Origin of the sequence: Bacillus sp. FSL R10-2201 (assembly GCF_038008665.1) — a bacterium.
In the GTDB taxonomy this organism is placed as follows: Bacteria; Bacillota; Bacilli; order Bacillales; family Bacillaceae_G; genus Bacillus_A; species Bacillus_A mycoides.
Genome location: NZ_JBBOZP010000001.1, coordinates 4424163 through 4443234 on the forward strand (window position 1 = coordinate 4424163; position 19072 = coordinate 4443234).

19 protein-coding genes, 2 pseudogenes and 1 other annotated feature are annotated in these 19072 nt (G+C 37.1%); of the genes and pseudogenes, 4 read left to right on the top strand and 17 right to left on the bottom strand.

All coding sequences use genetic code 11. The annotated features are described in order from the left end of the window. Positions 1-18: 18 nt before the first annotated feature. The 7 genes and pseudogenes from NSQ69_RS22870 to NSQ69_RS22900 all read right to left on the bottom strand — a co-directional run. Entirely contained in the window at positions 19-450 is a 432-nt protein-coding gene (locus tag NSQ69_RS22870; protein ID WP_002190882.1) for a VOC family protein, read from the bottom strand. A gap of 102 nt (positions 451-552) precedes the next feature. After that, positions 553-2139, bottom strand: a complete 1587-nt coding sequence (gene mbcS / locus NSQ69_RS22875; protein ID WP_002167572.1) for an acyl-CoA synthetase MbcS — start codon at positions 2137-2139, stop codon at positions 553-555. 221 nt (positions 2140-2360) lie between these two features. After that, the gene (locus NSQ69_RS22880; RefSeq protein WP_000168891.1) at positions 2361-2555 is read right to left on the bottom strand and encodes an alpha/beta-type small acid-soluble spore protein; all 195 of its coding nucleotides are present in this window, start codon (positions 2553-2555) and stop codon (positions 2361-2363) included. Between the two features lie 79 nt (positions 2556-2634). Next, a complete protein-coding gene (gene thiI / locus NSQ69_RS22885) occupies positions 2635-3849 on the bottom strand; it encodes a tRNA uracil 4-sulfurtransferase ThiI (RefSeq protein WP_003191812.1) in 1215 nt (404 codons plus the stop codon). Between the two features lie 6 nt (positions 3850-3855). After that, positions 3856-4998, bottom strand: a complete 1143-nt coding sequence (locus tag NSQ69_RS22890) for a cysteine desulfurase family protein (RefSeq protein ID WP_002167571.1) — start codon at positions 4996-4998, stop codon at positions 3856-3858. Positions 4999-5424: 426 nt separating this feature from the next. Beyond that, positions 5425-7134, bottom strand: a complete 1710-nt coding sequence (ezrA, locus tag NSQ69_RS22895) for a septation ring formation regulator EzrA (RefSeq protein ID WP_002129414.1) — start codon at positions 7132-7134, stop codon at positions 5425-5427. Positions 7135-7382: 248 nt separating this feature from the next. Next, positions 7383-7934 (bottom strand): annotated as a pseudogene (locus tag NSQ69_RS22900) (LysR family transcriptional regulator substrate-binding protein); the annotation flags it as partial. On the opposite strand from NSQ69_RS22900, the pseudogene NSQ69_RS22905 reads away from it, so the two are divergent. Beyond that, a pseudogene (locus tag NSQ69_RS22905) lies at positions 7933-8241 on the top strand (EamA family transporter); the annotation flags it as partial. The pseudogenes NSQ69_RS22900 and NSQ69_RS22905 sit on opposite strands and share 2 nt — an antisense overlap. 11 nt (positions 8242-8252) lie before the next feature. Here NSQ69_RS22905 and refZ read toward each other — a convergent pair. Then, positions 8253-8891, bottom strand: a complete 639-nt coding sequence (gene refZ, locus NSQ69_RS22910; RefSeq protein ID WP_002088994.1) for a forespore capture DNA-binding protein RefZ — start codon at positions 8889-8891, stop codon at positions 8253-8255. A 147-nt stretch (positions 8892-9038) separates the two neighbouring features. Here refZ and NSQ69_RS22915 point away from each other — a divergent pair, with 147 nt between their 5' ends. Further along, on the top strand, positions 9039-9518 hold the full coding sequence (locus tag NSQ69_RS22915) for a GAF domain-containing protein (RefSeq protein ID WP_002129416.1): 480 nt from the start codon (positions 9039-9041) through the stop codon (positions 9516-9518). A gap of 199 nt (positions 9519-9717) precedes the next feature. On the opposite strand, the gene megL is transcribed toward NSQ69_RS22915, so the two are convergent. Continuing rightward, positions 9718-10896: a methionine gamma-lyase gene (megL, locus tag NSQ69_RS22920; RefSeq protein WP_002015566.1), complete on the bottom strand. Its 1179-nt coding sequence runs from the start codon at positions 10894-10896 to the stop codon at positions 9718-9720. Positions 10897-11294: 398 nt separating this feature from the next. Between megL and rpsD the strand changes: the two genes are divergently transcribed. Continuing rightward, positions 11295-11897: a 30S ribosomal protein S4 gene (rpsD, locus tag NSQ69_RS22925; protein ID WP_002015568.1), complete on the top strand. Its 603-nt coding sequence runs from the start codon at positions 11295-11297 to the stop codon at positions 11895-11897. Between the two features lie 379 nt (positions 11898-12276). Here the strand turns inward: rpsD and NSQ69_RS22930 are convergent, their stop codons facing one another. Beyond that, positions 12277-12405, bottom strand: a complete 129-nt coding sequence (locus NSQ69_RS22930; protein WP_341099702.1) for a transporter — start codon at positions 12403-12405, stop codon at positions 12277-12279. Between the two features lie 185 nt (positions 12406-12590). Here NSQ69_RS22930 and NSQ69_RS22935 point away from each other — a divergent pair, with 185 nt between their 5' ends. Further along, positions 12591-12893, top strand: coding sequence for a YjdJ family protein (locus tag NSQ69_RS22935; RefSeq protein ID WP_002167568.1), 303 nt, complete (start codon positions 12591-12593; stop codon positions 12891-12893). Positions 12894-12971: 78 nt separating this feature from the next. Here NSQ69_RS22935 and tyrS read toward each other — a convergent pair whose 3' ends face one another. The 7 genes from tyrS to acsA form a co-directional block, all read right to left on the bottom strand. After that, on the bottom strand, positions 12972-14228 hold the full coding sequence (gene tyrS, locus NSQ69_RS22940) for a tyrosine--tRNA ligase (protein WP_002015575.1): 1257 nt from the start codon (positions 14226-14228) through the stop codon (positions 12972-12974). Positions 14229-14297: 69 nt separating this feature from the next. Beyond that, positions 14298-14526: a binding site (T-box leader), on the bottom strand. Between the two features lie 77 nt (positions 14527-14603). Beyond that, positions 14604-14849, bottom strand: coding sequence for a hypothetical protein (locus NSQ69_RS22945; RefSeq protein WP_002129419.1), 246 nt, complete (start codon positions 14847-14849; stop codon positions 14604-14606). After that, positions 14830-15375 carry an RNA polymerase sigma factor gene (locus tag NSQ69_RS22950; protein ID WP_002129421.1) on the bottom strand — a complete coding sequence of 182 codons (546 nt, stop codon included), beginning with the start codon at positions 15373-15375 and terminating at the stop codon, positions 14830-14832. The genes NSQ69_RS22945 and NSQ69_RS22950 overlap by 20 nt, the downstream gene beginning before the upstream one ends. After that, entirely contained in the window at positions 15356-15811 is a 456-nt protein-coding gene (locus NSQ69_RS22955; RefSeq protein WP_002129423.1) for a hypothetical protein, read from the bottom strand. The genes NSQ69_RS22950 and NSQ69_RS22955 overlap by 20 nt, the downstream gene beginning before the upstream one ends. A gap of 67 nt (positions 15812-15878) precedes the next feature. Further along, on the bottom strand, positions 15879-16436 hold the full coding sequence (locus NSQ69_RS22960; RefSeq protein ID WP_002129424.1) for a maltose acetyltransferase domain-containing protein: 558 nt from the start codon (positions 16434-16436) through the stop codon (positions 15879-15881). Positions 16437-16621: 185 nt separating this feature from the next. Continuing rightward, complete coding sequence (locus tag NSQ69_RS22965; RefSeq protein WP_002129425.1) at positions 16622-17086, bottom strand: GNAT family N-acetyltransferase; 465 nt, start codon at positions 17084-17086, stop codon at positions 16622-16624. A gap of 144 nt (positions 17087-17230) precedes the next feature. Next, the gene (acsA, locus tag NSQ69_RS22970) at positions 17231-18949 is read right to left on the bottom strand and encodes an acetate--CoA ligase (RefSeq protein ID WP_002067621.1); all 1719 of its coding nucleotides are present in this window, start codon (positions 18947-18949) and stop codon (positions 17231-17233) included. Between the last annotated feature and the right edge of the window lie 123 nt (positions 18950-19072).

Sequence of the window (19072 nt, forward strand, 5' to 3'; positions counted from 1 at the left end):
ATGGTACTTTTCCAAAAATTAATTTTGTTCAGTAGGATTCGTTGTAATTTGCCATTCAATGCTAAATTTATCTTTTACTTGTCCGTAAGCTGGGCTCCAGAAAGTTTCTTGAAGTGGCATAATAACTTCTCCACCTTCTTGTAACTTATCAAATACTTCTTTCGCTTTTTCTGCATTATTAATTTGAATTGCGATTGTTACTTGAGATCCGATTGCATGCCCTTGACCTGGGAATGTATCAGAAATCATAAGGTCCGTATTACCAACTTTTAAAGTAGCATGTAAAACGCGCTCTTTCGCTTCAGCTGGAATTGGGTATTCTGGATTTTCAGGCATGTCACCAAAAGTTTGCATTACTTCTACTTTTGCGTCTAACGCCTCTTTGTAAAACTGTACAGCCTCTTGCCCACTACCATCTAAAACTAAGTACGGATTAATACCTAAAATCATACGGACACCTCTTTTTTTAATTTATAAAATCGAACTTATGTTCGTTTTTATAATATCATCGTTTTACATTTCATTCAACTATTTACTTCCCTATTTTCAAAATTATTTTGAAGGAAGCTCCATTTCTTGTTTTCTAAGTTCAATACGGCGAATTTTTCCGGAAATCGTTTTTGGTAGTTCATCTACAAATTCAATTTTGCGAGGGTATTTATATGGTGCAGTCAATTCTTTGACGTGTTGTTGGAGCACTGGAATTAATGTTTCTTCGTTCTTGTCTATATTCTCTCTTAATACGATAAATGCCTTCACGACACTTCCGCGAATTTCATCAGGGCTTGCGACAACCGCACATTCTCTTACATATGGATGTTTTACAAGTGCATCTTCGACTTCAAACGGTCCGATTGTATAACCAGAGCTAATAATAATATCATCACCGCGACCTTCAAACCAAAAATAGCCTTCTTCATCTTTTTTCGCTTTATCACCGGTAATATAATAATCACCGCGGAATTGCATCGCTGTGCGCTCATCGTCTTTATAATATTGTTTAAAGAGTGCTGGTGTTTCAATGTGAACTGCAATATCACCAACTTCTCCTACCTGTACAGGAGTTCCTTCTTCATTTACGATATCAACATGGTTTCCTGGCGTCGGTTTTCCCATTGATCCTGGTCTAATGTCCATCCCTTTCATTATCCCAACGAGTAATGTGTTTTCCGTTTGCCCATAACCGTCTCTTACCGTAATATCAAAATGCCTTTGGAACGTTTCAATAACTTCCCTGTTTAACGGCTCACCAGCTGATACAGCGCTATGTAACGCTTCTAAATTGTACTCACTTAAATTTTCTACCTTTGCCATTAATCTATACTCAGTCGGCGTACAACAAAGCACATTCACCTTATTATCGCCTAATAAATTTAAATACGTTTTTGGTTCAAACTTACCATTGTATACAAATCCTGTTGCACCTGAACCGAGAGTCGCTACAAACGGGCTCCAAATCCATTTTTGCCAACCTGGACTAGCCGTTGCCCATACAACATCTTCTTCTTCGATTCCGAGCCAGTTCGGGGCGCTTGTACGTAAATGAGCGTATGCCCATGCATGCGTATGAACAACTCCTTTTGGATTTCCTGTCGTCCCTGACGTATAAGATAAAAAGACCATATCTTCTTTATCCGTCTTCGCCATTTCTAACGTATCACTTTCCGTTTCTAATGCTGTTTTTAAATTCGTCCATCCATCTACTGAACGCTCGCTCAAAACGAATTTTTGAAGAGATTCCACCGCTTCTACGCCGTCGAATTGTCCAATATACGGTTCGTAACTTACAATTGCTTTCACTTCTCCGTGCCCAATACGGTACTCAATATCTTTTTTACGCAACATTTCTGAGCTTGGAATAACGACAAATCCTGCTTTAATCGCAGCAATATACGTCATGTAAGCTTCAATTAAGCGCGGCATCATAATAAGGAGCTTGTCCCCTTTTTGTAAGCCACTTTTTATAAAAGCGTTTCCAATTTTATTCGCACCTTGCATTAATTCAAAATATGTAATCTCTCGTCTATTCCCTTTATCATCTTGCCAAATTAAAGCAAGCTTCTCTTTATCACTCGTATATTTCTCTATTTCCGAAACTAAATTATAAGACGGCGGCGCTAACAATTCCTCTCTCTTCATATAACATCCTCCTTTATTTCTATGCCTCCCTTATATAATAAAGAATTTTCAGTAAATTTTGAACCCTCTTCTTTTGACAATTTTTTTATATTTATGTCGAAATGATGTATGAATGTATAGCGACGATGTTTTTAATATAACGATTCACCGGCAAATAACGACGAAAACGACAAAAAGAAAGAGCGGGAGAACCCGCTCTTTCTAAGCCATCGTATATGGGATTATTTTTGGTAACCGCCTAATTGTTGCTCAGCTAGTGAAACTAGACGTTTAGTAATTTCGCCACCAACAGATCCGTTAGCGCGAGATGTTGCATCAGCTCCAAGTTGAACACCAAACTCTTGAGCGATTTCGTATTTCATTTGATCTAATGCTGCTTGAGCACCAGATACTGCTAATTTATTTGTGCTTGCCATGTTGTATCACCTCCTTGTGAGTATAGAGTGTGATAAACAACATGACTTCATGCACATTTGAATGTGGTAATTTATGGGTTTAGAAAAGTTCTTCGAATTTTTCTTCTTCAGCCACTACTTCTACTGTTTGTAATACCATTGTTTCTTTGTTCTCTACAGCCTCTTCAATTAACGGCGCGAAATCGTACTTCGCTTCAAAACGATTTGCTTTCTCACGCTTCGGTTTCGTCGATGGACTTGCTGGTGTAAATACTGTACAGCAGTCTTCATATGGACGAATTGAAATATCATACGTTCCAATTTCTTTTGCAATTTTAATAATTTCTAATTTATCCATCGTAATAAGCGGACGAATAACAGGATAGTTTGTCACTTCGTTAATCGTATGCATACTATCTAACGTTTGGCTCGCTACTTGTCCAAGACTTTCACCAGTCGTAATTGCAAGTGCATTACGCTCCTCTGCAATACGCTCTGTAATACGCATCATCATACGACGCATAACTGTCATAGAATAGCTAGATGGAATTTCTTTATTAATCGTTTTTTGCACTTCAGTAAATGGAACAAGGTGAAGTGTTACACGTTTACAGTATTTCGTTAACTCTTGTGCTAAATCGATTACTTTTTGTTTCGCGCGCTCGCTTGTGAAAGGTGGACTATGGAAGTGAACTGCTTCCACAGATACGCCGCGTTTCATCGTTAAGTAAGTTGCTACCGGGCTATCGATACCACCAGAAAGAAGTACCATTACTTTTCCGCCAACACCAACTGGTAAACCGCCAGCTCCCATGTGCTCACCACACATAATATAGCTGTAACCACTGCGAATTTCTATACGTACATTCACATCTGGATTATGAACATCTACTGTGATATCCTCTGTATTTCCTAAAATGTGCCCACCGATTTCTGGAAGTAACTCCATTGTCTTCATTGGGAAGCGCTTATCAGAGCGGTGCACTGTAATTTTAAATGTTTTCACATCACCTTTTACTTGTAAGAAAGCTGCTAATGCACCTTTTTTAATATCTTCTAATTCTGATGGTACTTTCATTGCTAAGTTAAACTTATGAATACCAAATACATCTTTCAATCTTTCAGAAATTGCTTCATGGTCTTCACCATTTAACTGAATGTACATACGATCATGTGTTGCATCAATTTTAATGTTTGGGAATTTTTTTAATTTGAATTTCACATTATCTTTTAACGTACTTACAAACTTAGAACGGTTCTTTCCTTTTGTCGTCATTTCTCCATAACGAACTAAAATATATTCATATGTCATCATATTTCTTTACCTCATCACTTCATATAATTTTGGCATCGTCTCTTTAACAATACCTTCAAATTGTTTTACTTCTTCCATCGTGTTGTCTGGTGCTAGACTAATGCGAATCGCACTTGTAGCTGCGGCGTGCGGTACTCCCATTGCCACTAGTACTCTGCTCACTTCATTTGCTTTTGAAGAACAAGCAGACTTCGTCGATACATATACACCATGCTCTTCTAAAGCATGAACGACTACTTCTGGTTTTAAACCGACAAATGATACATTTAAAATGTGCGGTGCCGCATATTCAAGTGATGTATTAATCGTTACAGTTTCCATCTCTTTAAAGAAACGGACCAGCTCTGTTTGTAAATTTTGCAAATGAACTATCTTTTCTTTCACTTGTTCCATCGTCATACGAAGTGCTTTCACCATCGCTACAATACCAGGTAAATTTTCTGTACCTGAACGATACTTGAGCTCTTGTTGACCACCTGATAAGATTGGATCTAATCTTACACCATCACGTACGTAAAGAAGACCTGTCCCCTTTACGCTATGAAATTTATGTCCAGATATTGAACAAAGGTCAATATGAGAAGCGTATAAATCAAGTGGTACTTTTCCTATCCCTTGTACATGGTCCACGTGGAATCTTATTTTCGGATAGTTCGTTAATAATGTTCCAATTTCAGCAACGGGCTGAATCGCTCCAGTCTCGTTGTTCACGTGAATAATTGACACAAGAATCGTATCTTCACGAAGTGCTCGTTTTAGATCTTCTACCGATACAACACCGTGCTCGTTAACCGGTAAATACGTTACATCAAAACCGAGATCTTCTAATTGTTTATATGCTTCAAACACAGACGCGTGTTCAATATTTGTTGTAATGATATGTTTGCCGCGCGAACGATTCCTCATCGCTATCCCTTTAATCGCAAGGTTATTCCCTTCCGTTCCACCTGATGTGAAAATAATTTCAGAAGGTTTAACGTGAAGGAGCTGTGCCGCAATCGTTCTCGATTGTGTTAATAGACGCTCTGCCTCTCCTCCAAGCGAGTGGATAGAAGAAGGATTACCAAAATATTTCCCTGCAACCGTTACGTACGATTGAAGCGCTTCTGGATATGGCTTCGTCGTCGCACTATTATCAAAATAGATCATCGTTCTTCCCCTTTCAGCGCTATCACATCATATAATCATATCACAAATACGTGTAATTACGCTAAGACTACTCAAAGGTTCCGTTTTTATATAAAAGTGTACATTTCCCCCGGCCATTTGCAGGCATACTGAGTGGTGAAGATTAATAATCAGTGGTGGATGAAACCCCATCACTTATGGTTTCACTTTATCCCGCATTAACGGGCAGTAAGACTCCCACCTCAAAATTCAGCTGGAGCAAAGAAGTTAGGTGGGAAATCCACTGCCCGTAAATGCCCGATTGGTTCAACTAATAATCAGTGGGGGGGATGGCCCCCTCCCACTGATTAAAGTTTCACTTTATTTTGAAACGAACAACCTTACTGTATTCCGCTATTCATTATAGCAACATCGACTTCAAAATTACACAAAAAAACAAACCCTTTATTAAAGGGTTTGCTCATTGTCTACATATTCAGCTATTTTTTGAACAACACCAGGTTCAAGTTGCTCTAATATAGAAGCCGCTTGTTCTAAAGCTGCATCGTATTGATATTCACGGAATAATTTCTCCGCATAATTTAAGCTTTCTGCAAGATTCTCATCATGACTGCGGTATCGGTTACCGTATTGAATTAGTTTTTCAACTAAATAAGCTTGTCCAATTAATTCTTCTGTCATTTCAGATACACCATTCACAACTGTGTATGCTTCTTCTAAACTGCTATTTACAGTATTCATATTTAACGGCTTTACTTCTAATTGCTCATATACAGCCTGCATCGCCATTTGCCCTTTTTGTAAATCTTCCATAATACTCTCTGGAAGACCTGGTAAATTCGACTTTTGCATAAAACGTTTCGTCTCAAAAATTGTATTTCGCATTTCTTGTAACTTCTCACGTGCTTCAAATTCTTCTTTGCGCATCGTTTGCAGCATTTCTTTATATTCTGCATGAAGTACTTTTAAAGTTTCACATTGCTCATAAACCTCTTCTAGTTCCTCACGAATAATAGAGAATGCAATATCTTGTTCAGCAACGCGTATTTGTAACACTTCAAAACGTTTCATTAAAATATGCATTTGCTTTTCAATTACTTTTTGTGACTCAATATCTTTGTCTTGTAATTGATAACTTTGTTTCACAAGTTGTGTTTCTATTTTCGTTTCAATTGTTTCTGTACGAATTTCTTCTAAATCTTCATAAACAGACAGTGTTTTTTGCTCCACATAATGTTTCGCATGCACTTCTTGTTCAAGTTGATCATAAAAACTGTCTAAACGAGTTTTTAAGTTCTCTACTTTTTCTGCTGCTTCTGTTATATGAAGTTCCTGTATATCCATTAAACATGTGTGTAGTTGTGTCGTCATATCGCGGACTTCTTTAGGGATTTCCAAATACTCTAATACATAGCCTTGTCTTATCATATCATCATGACCTTGTAATAAATCTTCCAGCTGAACTGGTAATGTCGCTTGACACTCTACCAATAAATCCGGAATTTGATGAATAACGATTTCTAAACTTGCTAAACCTTCTTCTAAACTAATAACAATTTCTCTCGCTTTTAAATAATCACCATTATCTGTTGCCTCTTCAAAAGTTTTGAACTTCTCGGATTCAACATCTAACATCTCTTCAATTTTTTGCTCAGCTGCTCCATACATGTGTCGATGAGCAAGAACGCTCTTTTTCATACTACGATATGTATCACGTAACCCTTCAATTTCCGCGCTATTTTTCTCATGGCTTTCTAACAGTTGCTGTAATTCATTTAAAATGTCTGTAATACGATTATCAGCGTCATCTAAACCACTTATGGATTCTTTCATCGCATGCTTTGCTTTGCGGAAGGAGAATTGCGAGGCGAATTTTCGCGCTTGCCCTAAATCTTTTTCAGCTTTCGGAAGAGTTGTTGATACAATTTCATCCCACTCTTCACGCCATTTACCAAACAGCTCTTCCGTTTGACCTGTCATATTTAAATCTTTTACCCGCTTTAGTTCATCTGCCACAGGTTTATCTTTTATCTCTTGTTTCCACTGCTCCAGTGCTTCAATATCTTTATATGAACGATTTCTTATCACAAGCTCTATCATGAGCAGCACTAGAATAGAGCTTACTACAATGATAACGATCGTCAGGATAGAATCCATGCAAAAAAGCCTCCTAGTTATATCTCTTTTTTTGTCCGTTCCGTTTATGAAATGGAAGGCATTATGTATAAAAAGGGAATTCCCCTATATTTAACAACTAACAATGTTCTAATCATACCATGTAATGACGTGTTTTTGACCTAGTTTTTTTTAAAATTTCATGTTTCTTTACATGTGATTGTAATATTTCTTAATATTCCACTTATTCCATTATCCGTCCTCAAATGAATGCAATAAAGGTAAGACTTTTACGGGCAGTTAATGCAGGATAACGAGCTCTCTTTCATATGAGAGACGAAATAAATCTTTCGCATTAGTGGTGGTTCTACAGAAATCGCACGTACGTTACCTTGCATTACGGCTTACTGTAAAGCGGTTTCCGGAAGCAATGTTATACCAAGTCCAGCTCCTACCATCGCAATCATCGGTTCTGCATAAGATGTTTCAACCGCAATTATTGGTTTCGCGCCCATACATTGAAACACATTCATAATCATTTTCCTTACATCACATATTTCTGGGTATACAATTAGCTGTTCATTTTGCAACTCTTCCATTCGGATTACCTTTTTCACTCTATACGGATGATCATTTGAAACAGCACAAACGATTTTTTCTTCCCGCATTTCTTATATATATGTAGCGCCTTCTACTACTGAATCGATGAACATCGCTTCAACTTTTCACTCTTTAAATAACTCTATTAATACTTTCATATGCTCAATTTTCCATTCTATTTCATATGTATCCTCTAATAAGTCTTTACACTTTGATATGTAATGAGCCGCTAAACTCGGTACAAATATAATTTCTGTACCGTCACTACATACCGTTATGAGCGTTCGTTTTGAACTCCTTTATATGTCGATTGTTGCGGGGGGTATCACTGTATTTTGCTGGAACACGGGAAATCGATATATTTCATCTATTAACGGCATATTATTTATGAATTTAGTTCCTGTATTTGCACTTATCGGTTCTATGTTTCAAAGTTATACTGTCGATAACATAGAAATTGCCGTTGCCTCATTAACAATTATTGCGCTAGTATGCAACAATTTATGGCAAAGAAAACAACATATAAAAATCCCCACCTCAGTTCGTTAGGTGGGGATTTTTCACATATGAACAGCTCTTGGTAGTTCATAATACATACTCGCTTTATATAATGTTCGTTCCATCCATTGCTCAATTTCCTTCGTATACATTTCTAAGAAAAACGTCTCAGACGGAAATGAGTGTAGCACCTCTGATATATATTGTGGATATAAAAACGGCATATTCATCATGCCTTTTAATTGCGTCATAAACATTGTAAAAGATACCTTTTTAAATTCTTGCTTCATTTGTCCTTGTTTAATGATTTGCTCTATATAATATCTTTCTCTAGAAAAATAAACGGTCATCACTTCACGAATTAATGTCGTATCAAGCGAAAGCTCTCTATAAAAAAAACGTGTCAGTTCTCTATTATCAAATTGATATCGTAAAATCCCGCGCACCATTTGCACCATCACATCTTTAGCCGATAAATATTCTCTCTGTTCAAATGACGTTTCAATTACGTGAATATATCCTTCTAAAAAATCAGTAATAAGCTGTTCTAATAACCCTTGCTTTCCAGCAAAATAATATGAAATATTCGCTACATTCACATCCGCTCGCTTTGCAATTTCTCGCACCGACGTTCCATCATAACCTTTCGTGTTAAACAACGATATTGCCGCATCAATTACTTTTTGTTTCGTCTGTTTCATGCGCTCACTTCCTCTCAATGAACAGCTATAGTTTAAATTTCTTGACTTTTAAGACAAATTCCTTTAATTTTCTATCGACAAAGTCATGTGAAATACATCGTATTTTGCTATCGTTTTACATATCTCGCTAAAAAGGGAGTTGTTTCCATGTTTACAAAAGAAAGTTATGCAGGATCTCGTGAAGAGCAATATGAGACAGTAATTAAACAACTGGATGCATTATTAACTGGCGAACCGAACGTAGTCGCAAACTTATCAAATGCGTCCGCACTATTAAATCAATTTTTAGATCGCGTTAATTGGGTTGGCTTTTATGTAACAGAAGGAAATCAGCTTGTTCTTGGACCATTCCAAGGGATGCCAGCTTGCGTGCGTATTCCGTTCGGACGTGGTGTTTGCGGCGTTGCAGCTGAAACAAAAACAACGCAACTTGTAGCAGATGTTCACCAATTCCCAGGACATATCGCTTGCGATAGTGCCTCTAATTCTGAAATCGTTGTACCGATTATAAAAGAAGGAAATATCATTGGTGTGCTTGATATTGATAGTCCTGAAAAAAATCGTTTCGATGAAGTAGATCAGCACTATTTAGAAAAGTTTGTGGAAACACTCCTAAAACATATTTAATAAAGAAAAGAGTGAGCTATCGATTACGTACGTAACGTACGAAACCGATAGCTCACTCTTTTTTATCCCGCATTAACGAGCAGTAAATTCGGTGAATACAAGGAAGTTAGGTGGGAGATAACTGCCCGTAAAAGCCCGATTGGTGAGGGCTAATAATCAGCGGGGGATGGACAAAACCCCCACTGATTAAAGTTTCATTTTATTGATTACTAACAGTAGATATCTTCTTTAGTGCCTGTTCTAAATCAGAAACGATATCTTCCCATGATTCTAAGCCGACAGATAGGCGTATTAAATTATCAAAAATACCCATTTCTTTTCTTAGTTCAGCCGGAATAGCTGCATGTGTCATCGTCGCTGGATGCTGAATTAACGTTTCTGTATCACCTAAACTTACGGCAATTGTAATAAAATGGAGGTCATTGATAAACGACTGTGTTTCCTCTTTTCCACCTTTAATTGAAAAAGAAATAACGCCCCCACCTCGTTTCATTTGCCGAGATGCTAATTCTCCCTCCGGATACCAAACACCTTCTACTGCTTCATGATTTTTCAAAAACGATACAATTTTTTCCGCATTATCACAATGACGATCCATTCTTACTGCTAATGTTTTTAATCCGCGTAACAATAACCACGCGTCAAACGGCGCCATAATACCGCCGATATCTTTTCGCATCGGACGGATTTTGTCAGCTAACGTTTTCGTTCTACAAATTGTTACACCCGCTACAACATCCCCGTGACCACCAATATATTTTGTCGCACTATGGACGACGGCGTCACAACCAAGTTCAAGAGGTCTTTGTAAATAAGGTGAACAAAACGTATTATCAACAATAACAAGCAAATCATTGCGCTTCGCTACCCCGATCACCTTTTCTAAATCAATTAATTTCATCGTTGGATTAATCGGTGTTTCAACGAAAATGAGCTTTGTATTTGGACGAATTTTATTTTCAATATCAGTCTCTGTCTCCATATCACAAAACGAATGAGTAATCATAAATTTCTCTTCTAATACTTCTAAAAAACCGTACGTACATCCATATAATCCATTTGAACAAATAATATGATCTCCAGCCTTTAGAAAACCGATTAACGTTGCTGAAATGGCTGCCATACCTGAACCGAACGCCAGCGCTTCCTCTCCACCTTCTAAAACAGCCATACGTTCTTCAAATAATTTCACAGTTGGATTCCCAAGCCTTGAATAAATATAAGATGGATCTTCTCCCGCAAAACTCGCTTCCCCTTGCTGTGCTGTCTCAAACGTAAATGTAGAAGTTTGAAATAAAGGTGGTGTTAAACTCCCTTTATTTTCATTTGATTCATATCCATGATGAATTAATGCTGTCTCTATATGTTTCTTTTTCATAAAAACATCCCCCTTATGTCTTTATTGCCACATATCCACCAGGAAAAATCTGATGAACGTTTTTACTACATTTTATGTAAGCGTTTTATTTGTGTTTCTATCTTTTCTTTTATATTGTTTTAAATTCCTTCTTGTTAATTTCCAAAATTTATCTGCATAAAACAAAAAGGGAGTCTCTTGACGAAACTGTAAGTAAAAGATATAATAGCGTTTGTGTAAAATAAAAAGGCAGCCTTGTAATGTGAGTTTATCGTTTGTATTTTGTTCCTCTGCGGAGGTGTATCTCGTAACTCCCTGCTGCTGGAGCGAAGGTACATGAAAACAAAATACCCGTAAATATCGATTACGTCTGTTTTTATTTTACGAAAATAAAAACATTTTTAAAGGAGGAGTCAACTATGGCTCGTTATACAGGTCCAGCATGGAAACTGTCTCGTCGTCTTGGAATCTCTCTAAGCGGCACAGGAAAAGAATTAGAAAAACGCCCTTACGCACCAGGTCCTCACGGTCCTAACCAACGTAAGAAACTTTCAGAATACGGTTTACAATTACAAGAGAAACAAAAACTTCGTCACATGTACGGCATGACTGAGCGTCAATTCCGTCGCACATTTGACCAAGCAGGTAAAATGCCTGGTAAGCACGGCGAAAACTTCATGATCCTTCTTGAAGCTCGTCTTGACAACCTAGTTTACCGCATGGGCTTAGCTCGCACTCGTCGTGCAGCTCGCCAATTAGTAAACCACGGTCACATCACGGTTGATGGCGCTCGCGTAGATATCCCATCTTACCGCGTTAAACCTAACCAAACTATCAGCGTTCGCGAAAAATCTAACAGCCTTGTTGTTGTTAAAGAAGCGATCGAAGTTAACAACTTCGTACCAGAATACTTAACTTTCGATGCTGATAAGTTAGAAGCTACTTACACTCGTCACGCTGAGCGTTCTGAGTTAGCAGCTGAAATCAACGAAGCATTAATCGTAGAGTTCTACTCTCGTTAATCTCGGTACTCTGCAAAGAGTATTATTAAAAGCCTTAGGAACCTTGTTTATCAAGGGGCCTGGGCTTTTTTTATTTATATAAATATCGTATGTATAGTAAGATACTTCAAGGAAGTTTTTTCATGAGTTATGGATAATCGTCCTTACTTCTCTTTTATTCATTCCAACGATTGGATTCTCTTTAATACTAGCTCCGTTTATTGTGCAAAATTTTATAATCCATCTTCATTACATGCTGTTATACTTATTTCCTTAAACATATAATCATTTCATTTTCAGACTACTCCTTTTTTCATTACTTCCAAATTATATCTCAATAGAAAAAGCTACCAAAGAAACTAAAACGTTCTCTCTGGTAGCTTTTATTTATATATTAAAATTATTTATTTTCCTCTTTTTGAACATATACATAAGCATCTTTCTGCTCTTTATGTAAATCAACCTTCGAATGCTCTGCAAGCTGACCAGCGTTTAGCAAAGAAAAAATAATGAGCGCTTCTAGTGACATTTTGTTTTACCACTCCTTTCTATTTGTTATACGTTTATCATATCGCTTACATGTGATTTCCGTATGAACTCGAAAAGGAGATTACAACAAAAAGGTTACAGGATTGCTAACTATATTTTATCTACAGAATAGTTTATTAAGGCAAATTATCACGTTATAATAACCATAAAATGGGGGTGTTTTTTTTGACAATAAACCAAATGGTTCAGTTAGGCAGTGCATTTATGCTGTTTATTACTTCAGCACTTATGAGTTGGTATCAAGGGAGTAATTTAATAGATAATCCTGATGAATGGAAATATAGCGCTAAGTTTACGAATTATTTTAAAGGGTACGTTTCACATTATGACGATATTTATCAAATCGATTTCTTTATATATGCGGCAAAATTTTATCCCGGGGCATTTGTCGTTATGCTAATTAGCTTACTTTACATGCTCGTATTAATTCTTCATATTCTATTTAAAAGAAATCATGAGGCAATTTAAATGCATACATAAAAACCCCGAACGATAGACTTTTCAGCCTACCATTCGGGGTACTATTTGTTTTAAATTCGTTTCTGATTAGTAACGAATTAAGAAATATTTCTTCTTACCGCGGCGAATGATTGTAAATTTACCTTCGATGCGGTCGTTTTCTGTTACAACGTAGTCTAACGCTTGTGTACGCTCACCGTTTACGTAGATTGCACCGTTCGTTACATCTTCACGTGCTTGACGTTTAGATGGTGAAATTTTGCTTTCTACAAGTAAGTCGATTAATACTGTATCTTCTGCAGTACGTTCTACAGATGGTACGTCTTTGAATCCTTGCTCGATTTCGCTTGCAGTAAGTTCTGCTACAGAGCCACTGAATAATGCAGCTGAAATTTTAATTGCTTGCTCTAACGCTTCTTCGCCATGAACAAGTTTTGTCATTTCAGATCCTAATGATTTTTGTGCTGCACGTTTTTCTGGTGCTTCAGTTACTTGCTTTTCAAGCTCAAGAATTTCTTCATGAGATAAGAATGTGAAGTATTTTAAGTATTTAACAACGTCGCGGTCATCTGTGTTAATCCAGAATTGGTAGAACTCGTAAGGAGTTGTTTTCTCTGGGTCTAACCAAATTGCGCCGCCTTCTGTTTTACCAAACTTCGTACCGTCAGATTTTGTAACTAGTGGAATTGTTAAACCGAACGCTTTCGCATCTTCTTCTGATTTACGGATTAATTCAAGACCAGCTGTAATGTTACCCCATTGGTCACTACCACCGATTTGTAGACGGCAATTATGGTTTTGGTATAAGTTTAAGAAGTCGTATGATTGTAAAATCATATAACTAAACTCAGTGAATGAAATACCAGTATCTAAACGAGATGCTACTGTATCTTTTGCTAACATATAGTTTAAACCGAAGTTTTTACCGATATCGCGTAAGAATGAAATTACATCTAAGTTACCAAGCCAATCATAGTTGTTAGCCATTGTTGCTGGGTTGTCCACGTTTTCAAACTCTAAGAAGTTTGAAAGTTGGTTTTTAATGCTTTCTGTGTAGTAAGCAACTGTATCTTTCGTATTTAATGTACGCTCTGCTTTTTTACCACTTGGGTCACCGATCATGCCAGTACCACCGCCAACAAGTGCAATTGGTTGGTGACCAGCTAATTGGAAACGACGTAACATTAATACTGGTAACATATGACCGATGTGTAAGCTATCCGCTGTCGGGTCGAAACCACAGTATAATTTAACGCTTTCTTTTTCTAATAATTGCTCAAGTCCCTCAGCATCTGTTTGCTGATTAATTAAACCGCGAAATTCAAGATCTTGTAAAATACCCATATCCTACATACTCTCCTTTAAGTTCATTACTGGCGTGAAGGTTGAAAACATAAAAAAATCGCCCCTTAAATAAGGGACGATTTTGATTATCGCGTTACCACCCTAGTTGCAGGCAAAAAAAGCCTACCACCTTATTTACATAACGGCTTAGCACCGTCTTTTCCCTTTTGAATACACTTCAATCGAAAAAAGATGCTCTAGGGGCGTAATTCGCGATCATCTATGTGCTGATTTCCACCGACCATCAGCTCTCTAAAACAGGGAAATGATCACTACTTCTCCCTTTCCACGCTCAATTATTCATATACTTTTCTTTATACCATCATTTATATAGGCGTGTCAAATAGAGGTATGAGTTCTTTCCCTACCAATCCTTTATAAAGTCGCAAGGAATATCGTAATAAGAGAAATAACTGGAACACCAACTAATAACGACACATGAAACACAACCGATAAATCATTCCCAATCGTCGCTTCCACAGGATCTTTCGCTGGAGAAGCAAGAAATCCAAGAAATCGCTCGAAGCGGCTTACCGTTTTTGGAAAATCCGGTATTTCTACATGATCGCTATCTAAATGCTGCTTTAATTTATATTCATTCTTAAAGGGATTTTCGTTCAATTTCATCCACCTCCAGCAATTGTTTTAATTTCTTTATCCCGTTATGAAGTCTCGACTTCACTGTTCCAACAGGAATATCCAGTACCTCTGCAATTTCTTTTTGCTGCATATCATGATAATAAGAAAGAATCAGGACCGCTCGCTGTTCTTCAGGAACTTTCAAAATTGCTTCTCTTACCGTAAGCCGGTCTTCGTGGGAAAACTCTACCTCTTGCATTGGTACTAAAAACGGTAAGAGCGAACGCCACTTTTTTCTTCTATTTAATTTATTAATCATAAGACGGTAACCGATTTGAAATAAATACGTTTTAATTTTTCCTTTTCGGGTTTCATACATATGTTTCTTACGCTCTAGAGTCAAAAACGTATCTTGAACGAGATCTATACTCAGTTGCTCATCACGATTAAATCGATACAAAAATGTATATAGCGCTGGTTTGATTAAAACATATAGTTTTTCTCCAGCTTGCTTATCTCCATTTTGGTACGCAAGCATGAGCTCCTCCTCAATCCCAATCTGCGCCATTTTTTTTGATCTCCTTTATTCCTTTTAACGTTAATGAAATACGGGAAATTAAATATGCACTTGCGACAATGACCCATGCTTGTGACTGATTCGTAAAAAATTGAATATATGGGTTTTGAATCGTATGGCCGGTTGAAACTAAAATATTTAACGCTAGCACACATATACATGCATACACTGCAAGACAGACCGAAATTGTATCAAATACATTCCAACGAAAATATATTTTTGTTTTTGTAAAATCAATTTTATTTCCATTTTTTCGTACAATATACTTCTTATCAAACGGAATAAGGATTGAAAAAATAACAATCATAATAATCCCAAATGTAATCATTGAAATTTTAAATCCAATTGGTATAGGTAATAACATACCACAAGAAAACACAACTATAATTCCAATTAAAGCAAAAGTAAGCATCAATTTATTGGACATATAAAAATCCTCCCTCATCTATTCTTTCATAAATGTATACAGACGAGGAAGGCGCTTCGTTCAAATATTATTTTATTTTTTTTATGATTCTCGCAGGATTCCCGCCAACTACTACATTATCTGGCACATCTTTCGTTACAACAGCGCCAGATGCGATGACAGCATTATCTCCAATTGTTACGCCCGGATTAATAATCGCTCTTCCGCCAATCCATACGTTATCGCCAATTGTAACTGGTTTTCCGTACTCTGATCCGCTTATGCGCTCTACTGGATCAAGCGGATGCGTTGCTGTATAAATGTGAACACCTGGAGCTAACATACAGTTCACTCCGATTGTAACTGGGCATACGTCTAAAATCGTACAGTCAAAGTTTGCGTAAAAGTTTTCACCAACGTGAATGTTATAACCGTAATCACATCTAAAAGAAGATTCAAGATGAATGTTATCTCCAGTCGTTCCGAATAATTCTTTTACGATTGCACTACGTTCTTCTAGCTTTACTTCTGGTGTTTCATTTAATTTTCTCGTTAATATACGAGCTTGCTCCCTGTCCTTTACTAAAACTGGATCAGCCGGTATGTACATTTCCCCTTGTATCATCTTTTCTTTTTCTGTTTTCATTTTACTGCCCCCTTTAACTTATATATATAAGTTATTCATTCTTATAATAGCATACAAAAAGAAAGAGTGTGGTTCAAACACACTCTTTCTTCCATAAAAAATCCGGTTCTTTTCGGCGTCAAATTACGTAACGAAAGTCAACTGTTTTATAGGAAGTCCCCTTTTAATACTTATAAATAGCTTTCTTAAATAGATTTAATCATATTTATATTTGTAATTTCATAGCCTAACTTTTCATATAATCCACGAGCAACTTTGTTATGACCAAAAACATGAAGTCCAATTTTTTTCATTCCTAATTCTTTAGCAATCACTTCAAGTTCTTTCATTGCCTTTTTACCATACCCTAACCCTTGATATTGCTCAAAAATAATAAAGTCATAAATAAAACCTGCCTCATTACTTGTAGGCGCTTTTTGCGCAATCCAAATCATTCCAACTAGATTTTGATCATGAAAGATAGAGTATAAGTAATTGTACTCGGTTTTTTCACCTTTTGGTAACAGCCGGTCAAATTCTATTTTGGACAAGTTAACAGCTTCATCTTCACTCCAATTTCCAGCAGCAACCTTCTCTTTCGCATAATCTTCAATCGCATACTCACAATAACGCTGAAACTCCTCTTCGGCCATAGGCTTTAGTGTAATCACGTATTTCTCCTCCCGCTATGTTAATTATTCTTTATTTTAAATCTTTAATCCCATTGAAAAAGGTAAGCAAACATAACTAATATGTTTGCTTACCTTCTATTTTCAAAATTTCAAATCACGATAATACTTACATTTAAATATTCTCTAATCTTCCATCGTCGATAAGTCACCTGTTGGTAAGTTTAATTCCCACGCTTTTAATACGCGGCGCATAATTTTACCACTTCTCGTTTTCGGTAATTTATCTCTAAATTCAATTTGTCTTGGAGCTGCATGAGCTGCTAGACCTTTTTTCACAAATTGACGAATCTCTTCTTTTAATTCATCAGATGGTTCGTATCCCACGCGAAGCGCGATAAATGCTTTAATGATTTCCCCGCGTACTGGATCAGGAATACCAATTACACCGGCTTCTGCAACAGCAGCGTGCTCGATTAATTTACTTTCTACTTCAAACGGACCAACACGCTCACCTGACGTCATAATTACATCGTCAATACGTCCTTGGAACCAGAAGTATCCATCTTCGTCCATATAAGCTGAGTCACCTGATACGTACCAATCTCCCGGCATGAAGTAAGAATCATATTTTTGTGGGTTATTCCAGATTCCACGCATCATAGCTGGCCAACCTTTACCAATCGCTAAGTTCCCCATTGTGTATGGAGGCACTTCATTTCCTTCATTATCAACAATCGCTGCTTTCACACCCGGAATTGGTTTCCCCATTGAACCTGGACGGATTTCCATACAAGGATAGTTACAAATAACTTGTCCACCTGTTTCTGTCATCCACCACGTATCATGAATACGAAGTCCAAATGCGCTCATACCCCAGCGAATTACTTCTGGATTTAATGGCTCACCAACACTTAATACGTGACGCACTTGTGATAAATCATATTTTTTAATTGCGTCTTGTCCAGCTCCCATTAACATACGGAACGCTGTCGGTGCACTATACCAAACTGTTACACCGTAATCTTGCAGTGCTTCATACCATGCCTCCGGACTAAATCTCCCGCCTAAAATAACATTTGATGCTCCCACTAACCACGGTGCAAAAATACCGTAAGCTGTTCCAGTTACCCAGCCTGGGTCAGCTGTACACCAATATACATCGTCTTCTTTTAAATCTAATACCCATTTCGCTGTTTGATAGTGCTGAACCATTGCGTTTTGCGCATGGAGGACGCCTTTTGGCTTACCAGTAGAACCAGATGTGTAATGTAGAATTAAACCGTCTTCACGGCCTAACCATTCGATATGTAATTCTTTTGAAGCTTGTTCAAATAAAGGATTGAACGCTACAGTTTTACCGCCTTCTTCTGCATTGTCTCCAACAAGGAAGACTGTTTTTAAAGCAGGTAAATCATTTAATGGTATGCGCTCTAACAATTCAGGAGTTGTAATTAACACCTTCGCTTCGCTATCTTCTAAACGATCGCGAACTGCGCCTTCCATAAATGCTTCAAATAATGGTCCAACAATTGCCCCTAATTTCACTGCACCTAAAAGCGCGAAATATAATTCTGGGGAACGCGGCATAAAAATAAAAACGCGATCGCCTTTCTCAACATCGCCATAGTTTTTCAGGACATTTCCTGCTTTATTAGAAAAATCCTTCATTTCCTTAAACGTATATTTCTCTTTTCGCGATCCATCTTGATAATAAAGTGCTACTTTATTCTTTCGATCTGATTTCGCATGCTTATCAATTGCCTCATACGCCATATTTACTCGTCCTGTTTCATTCCAAGTAAAATTTTTATTAACCTCTTCCCAGTTAAAATTCGCGTATGCCTCTTCATAATTCGGCAAATTATTTTCTCCTTTAATGACAGGAAGCGTTTCCACTTTCATACTTTACATCCCCCTCCTATGTATTCTATTATCTATTATAATGACATTATTTAAAATTTTCAGTATTTTTGTTGATTTTTAGACAAATTTTTAATGACAAAATTCGATTCACATCGCATATAT

Coding starts and splice junctions, on each gene's coding strand:
- NSQ69_RS22870 (WP_002190882.1), bottom strand. CDS start 450: ATGATTTTAGGTATTAATCCGTACTTAGTTTTAGATGGTAGTGGGCAA.
- mbcS (WP_002167572.1), bottom strand. CDS start 2,139: ATGAAGAGAGAGGAATTGTTAGCGCCGCCGTCTTATAATTTAGTTTCG.
- NSQ69_RS22880 (WP_000168891.1), bottom strand. CDS start 2,555: ATGGCAAGCACAAATAAATTAGCAGTATCTGGTGCTCAAGCAGCATTA.
- thiI (WP_003191812.1), bottom strand. CDS start 3,849: ATGATGACATATGAATATATTTTAGTTCGTTATGGAGAAATGACGACA.
- NSQ69_RS22890 (WP_002167571.1), bottom strand. CDS start 4,998: ATGATCTATTTTGATAATAGTGCGACGACGAAGCCATATCCAGAAGCG.
- ezrA (WP_002129414.1), bottom strand. CDS start 7,134: ATGGATTCTATCCTGACGATCGTTATCATTGTAGTAAGCTCTATTCTA.
- refZ (WP_002088994.1), bottom strand. CDS start 8,891: ATGAAACAGACGAAACAAAAAGTAATTGATGCGGCAATATCGTTGTTT.
- NSQ69_RS22915 (WP_002129416.1), top strand. CDS start 9,039: ATGTTTACAAAAGAAAGTTATGCAGGATCTCGTGAAGAGCAATATGAG.
- megL (WP_002015566.1), bottom strand. CDS start 10,896: ATGAAAAAGAAACATATAGAGACAGCATTAATTCATCATGGATATGAA.
- rpsD (WP_002015568.1), top strand. CDS start 11,295: ATGGCTCGTTATACAGGTCCAGCATGGAAACTGTCTCGTCGTCTTGGA.
- NSQ69_RS22930 (WP_341099702.1), bottom strand. CDS start 12,405: ATGTCACTAGAAGCGCTCATTATTTTTTCTTTGCTAAACGCTGGTCAG.
- tyrS (WP_002015575.1), bottom strand. CDS start 14,228: ATGGGTATTTTACAAGATCTTGAATTTCGCGGTTTAATTAATCAGCAA.
- NSQ69_RS22950 (WP_002129421.1), bottom strand. CDS start 15,375: ATGGCGCAGATTGGGATTGAGGAGGAGCTCATGCTTGCGTACCAAAAT.
- NSQ69_RS22955 (WP_002129423.1), bottom strand. CDS start 15,811: ATGTCCAATAAATTGATGCTTACTTTTGCTTTAATTGGAATTATAGTT.
- NSQ69_RS22960 (WP_002129424.1), bottom strand. CDS start 16,436: ATGAAAACAGAAAAAGAAAAGATGATACAAGGGGAAATGTACATACCG.
- acsA (WP_002067621.1), bottom strand. CDS start 18,949: ATGAAAGTGGAAACGCTTCCTGTCATTAAAGGAGAAAATAATTTGCCG.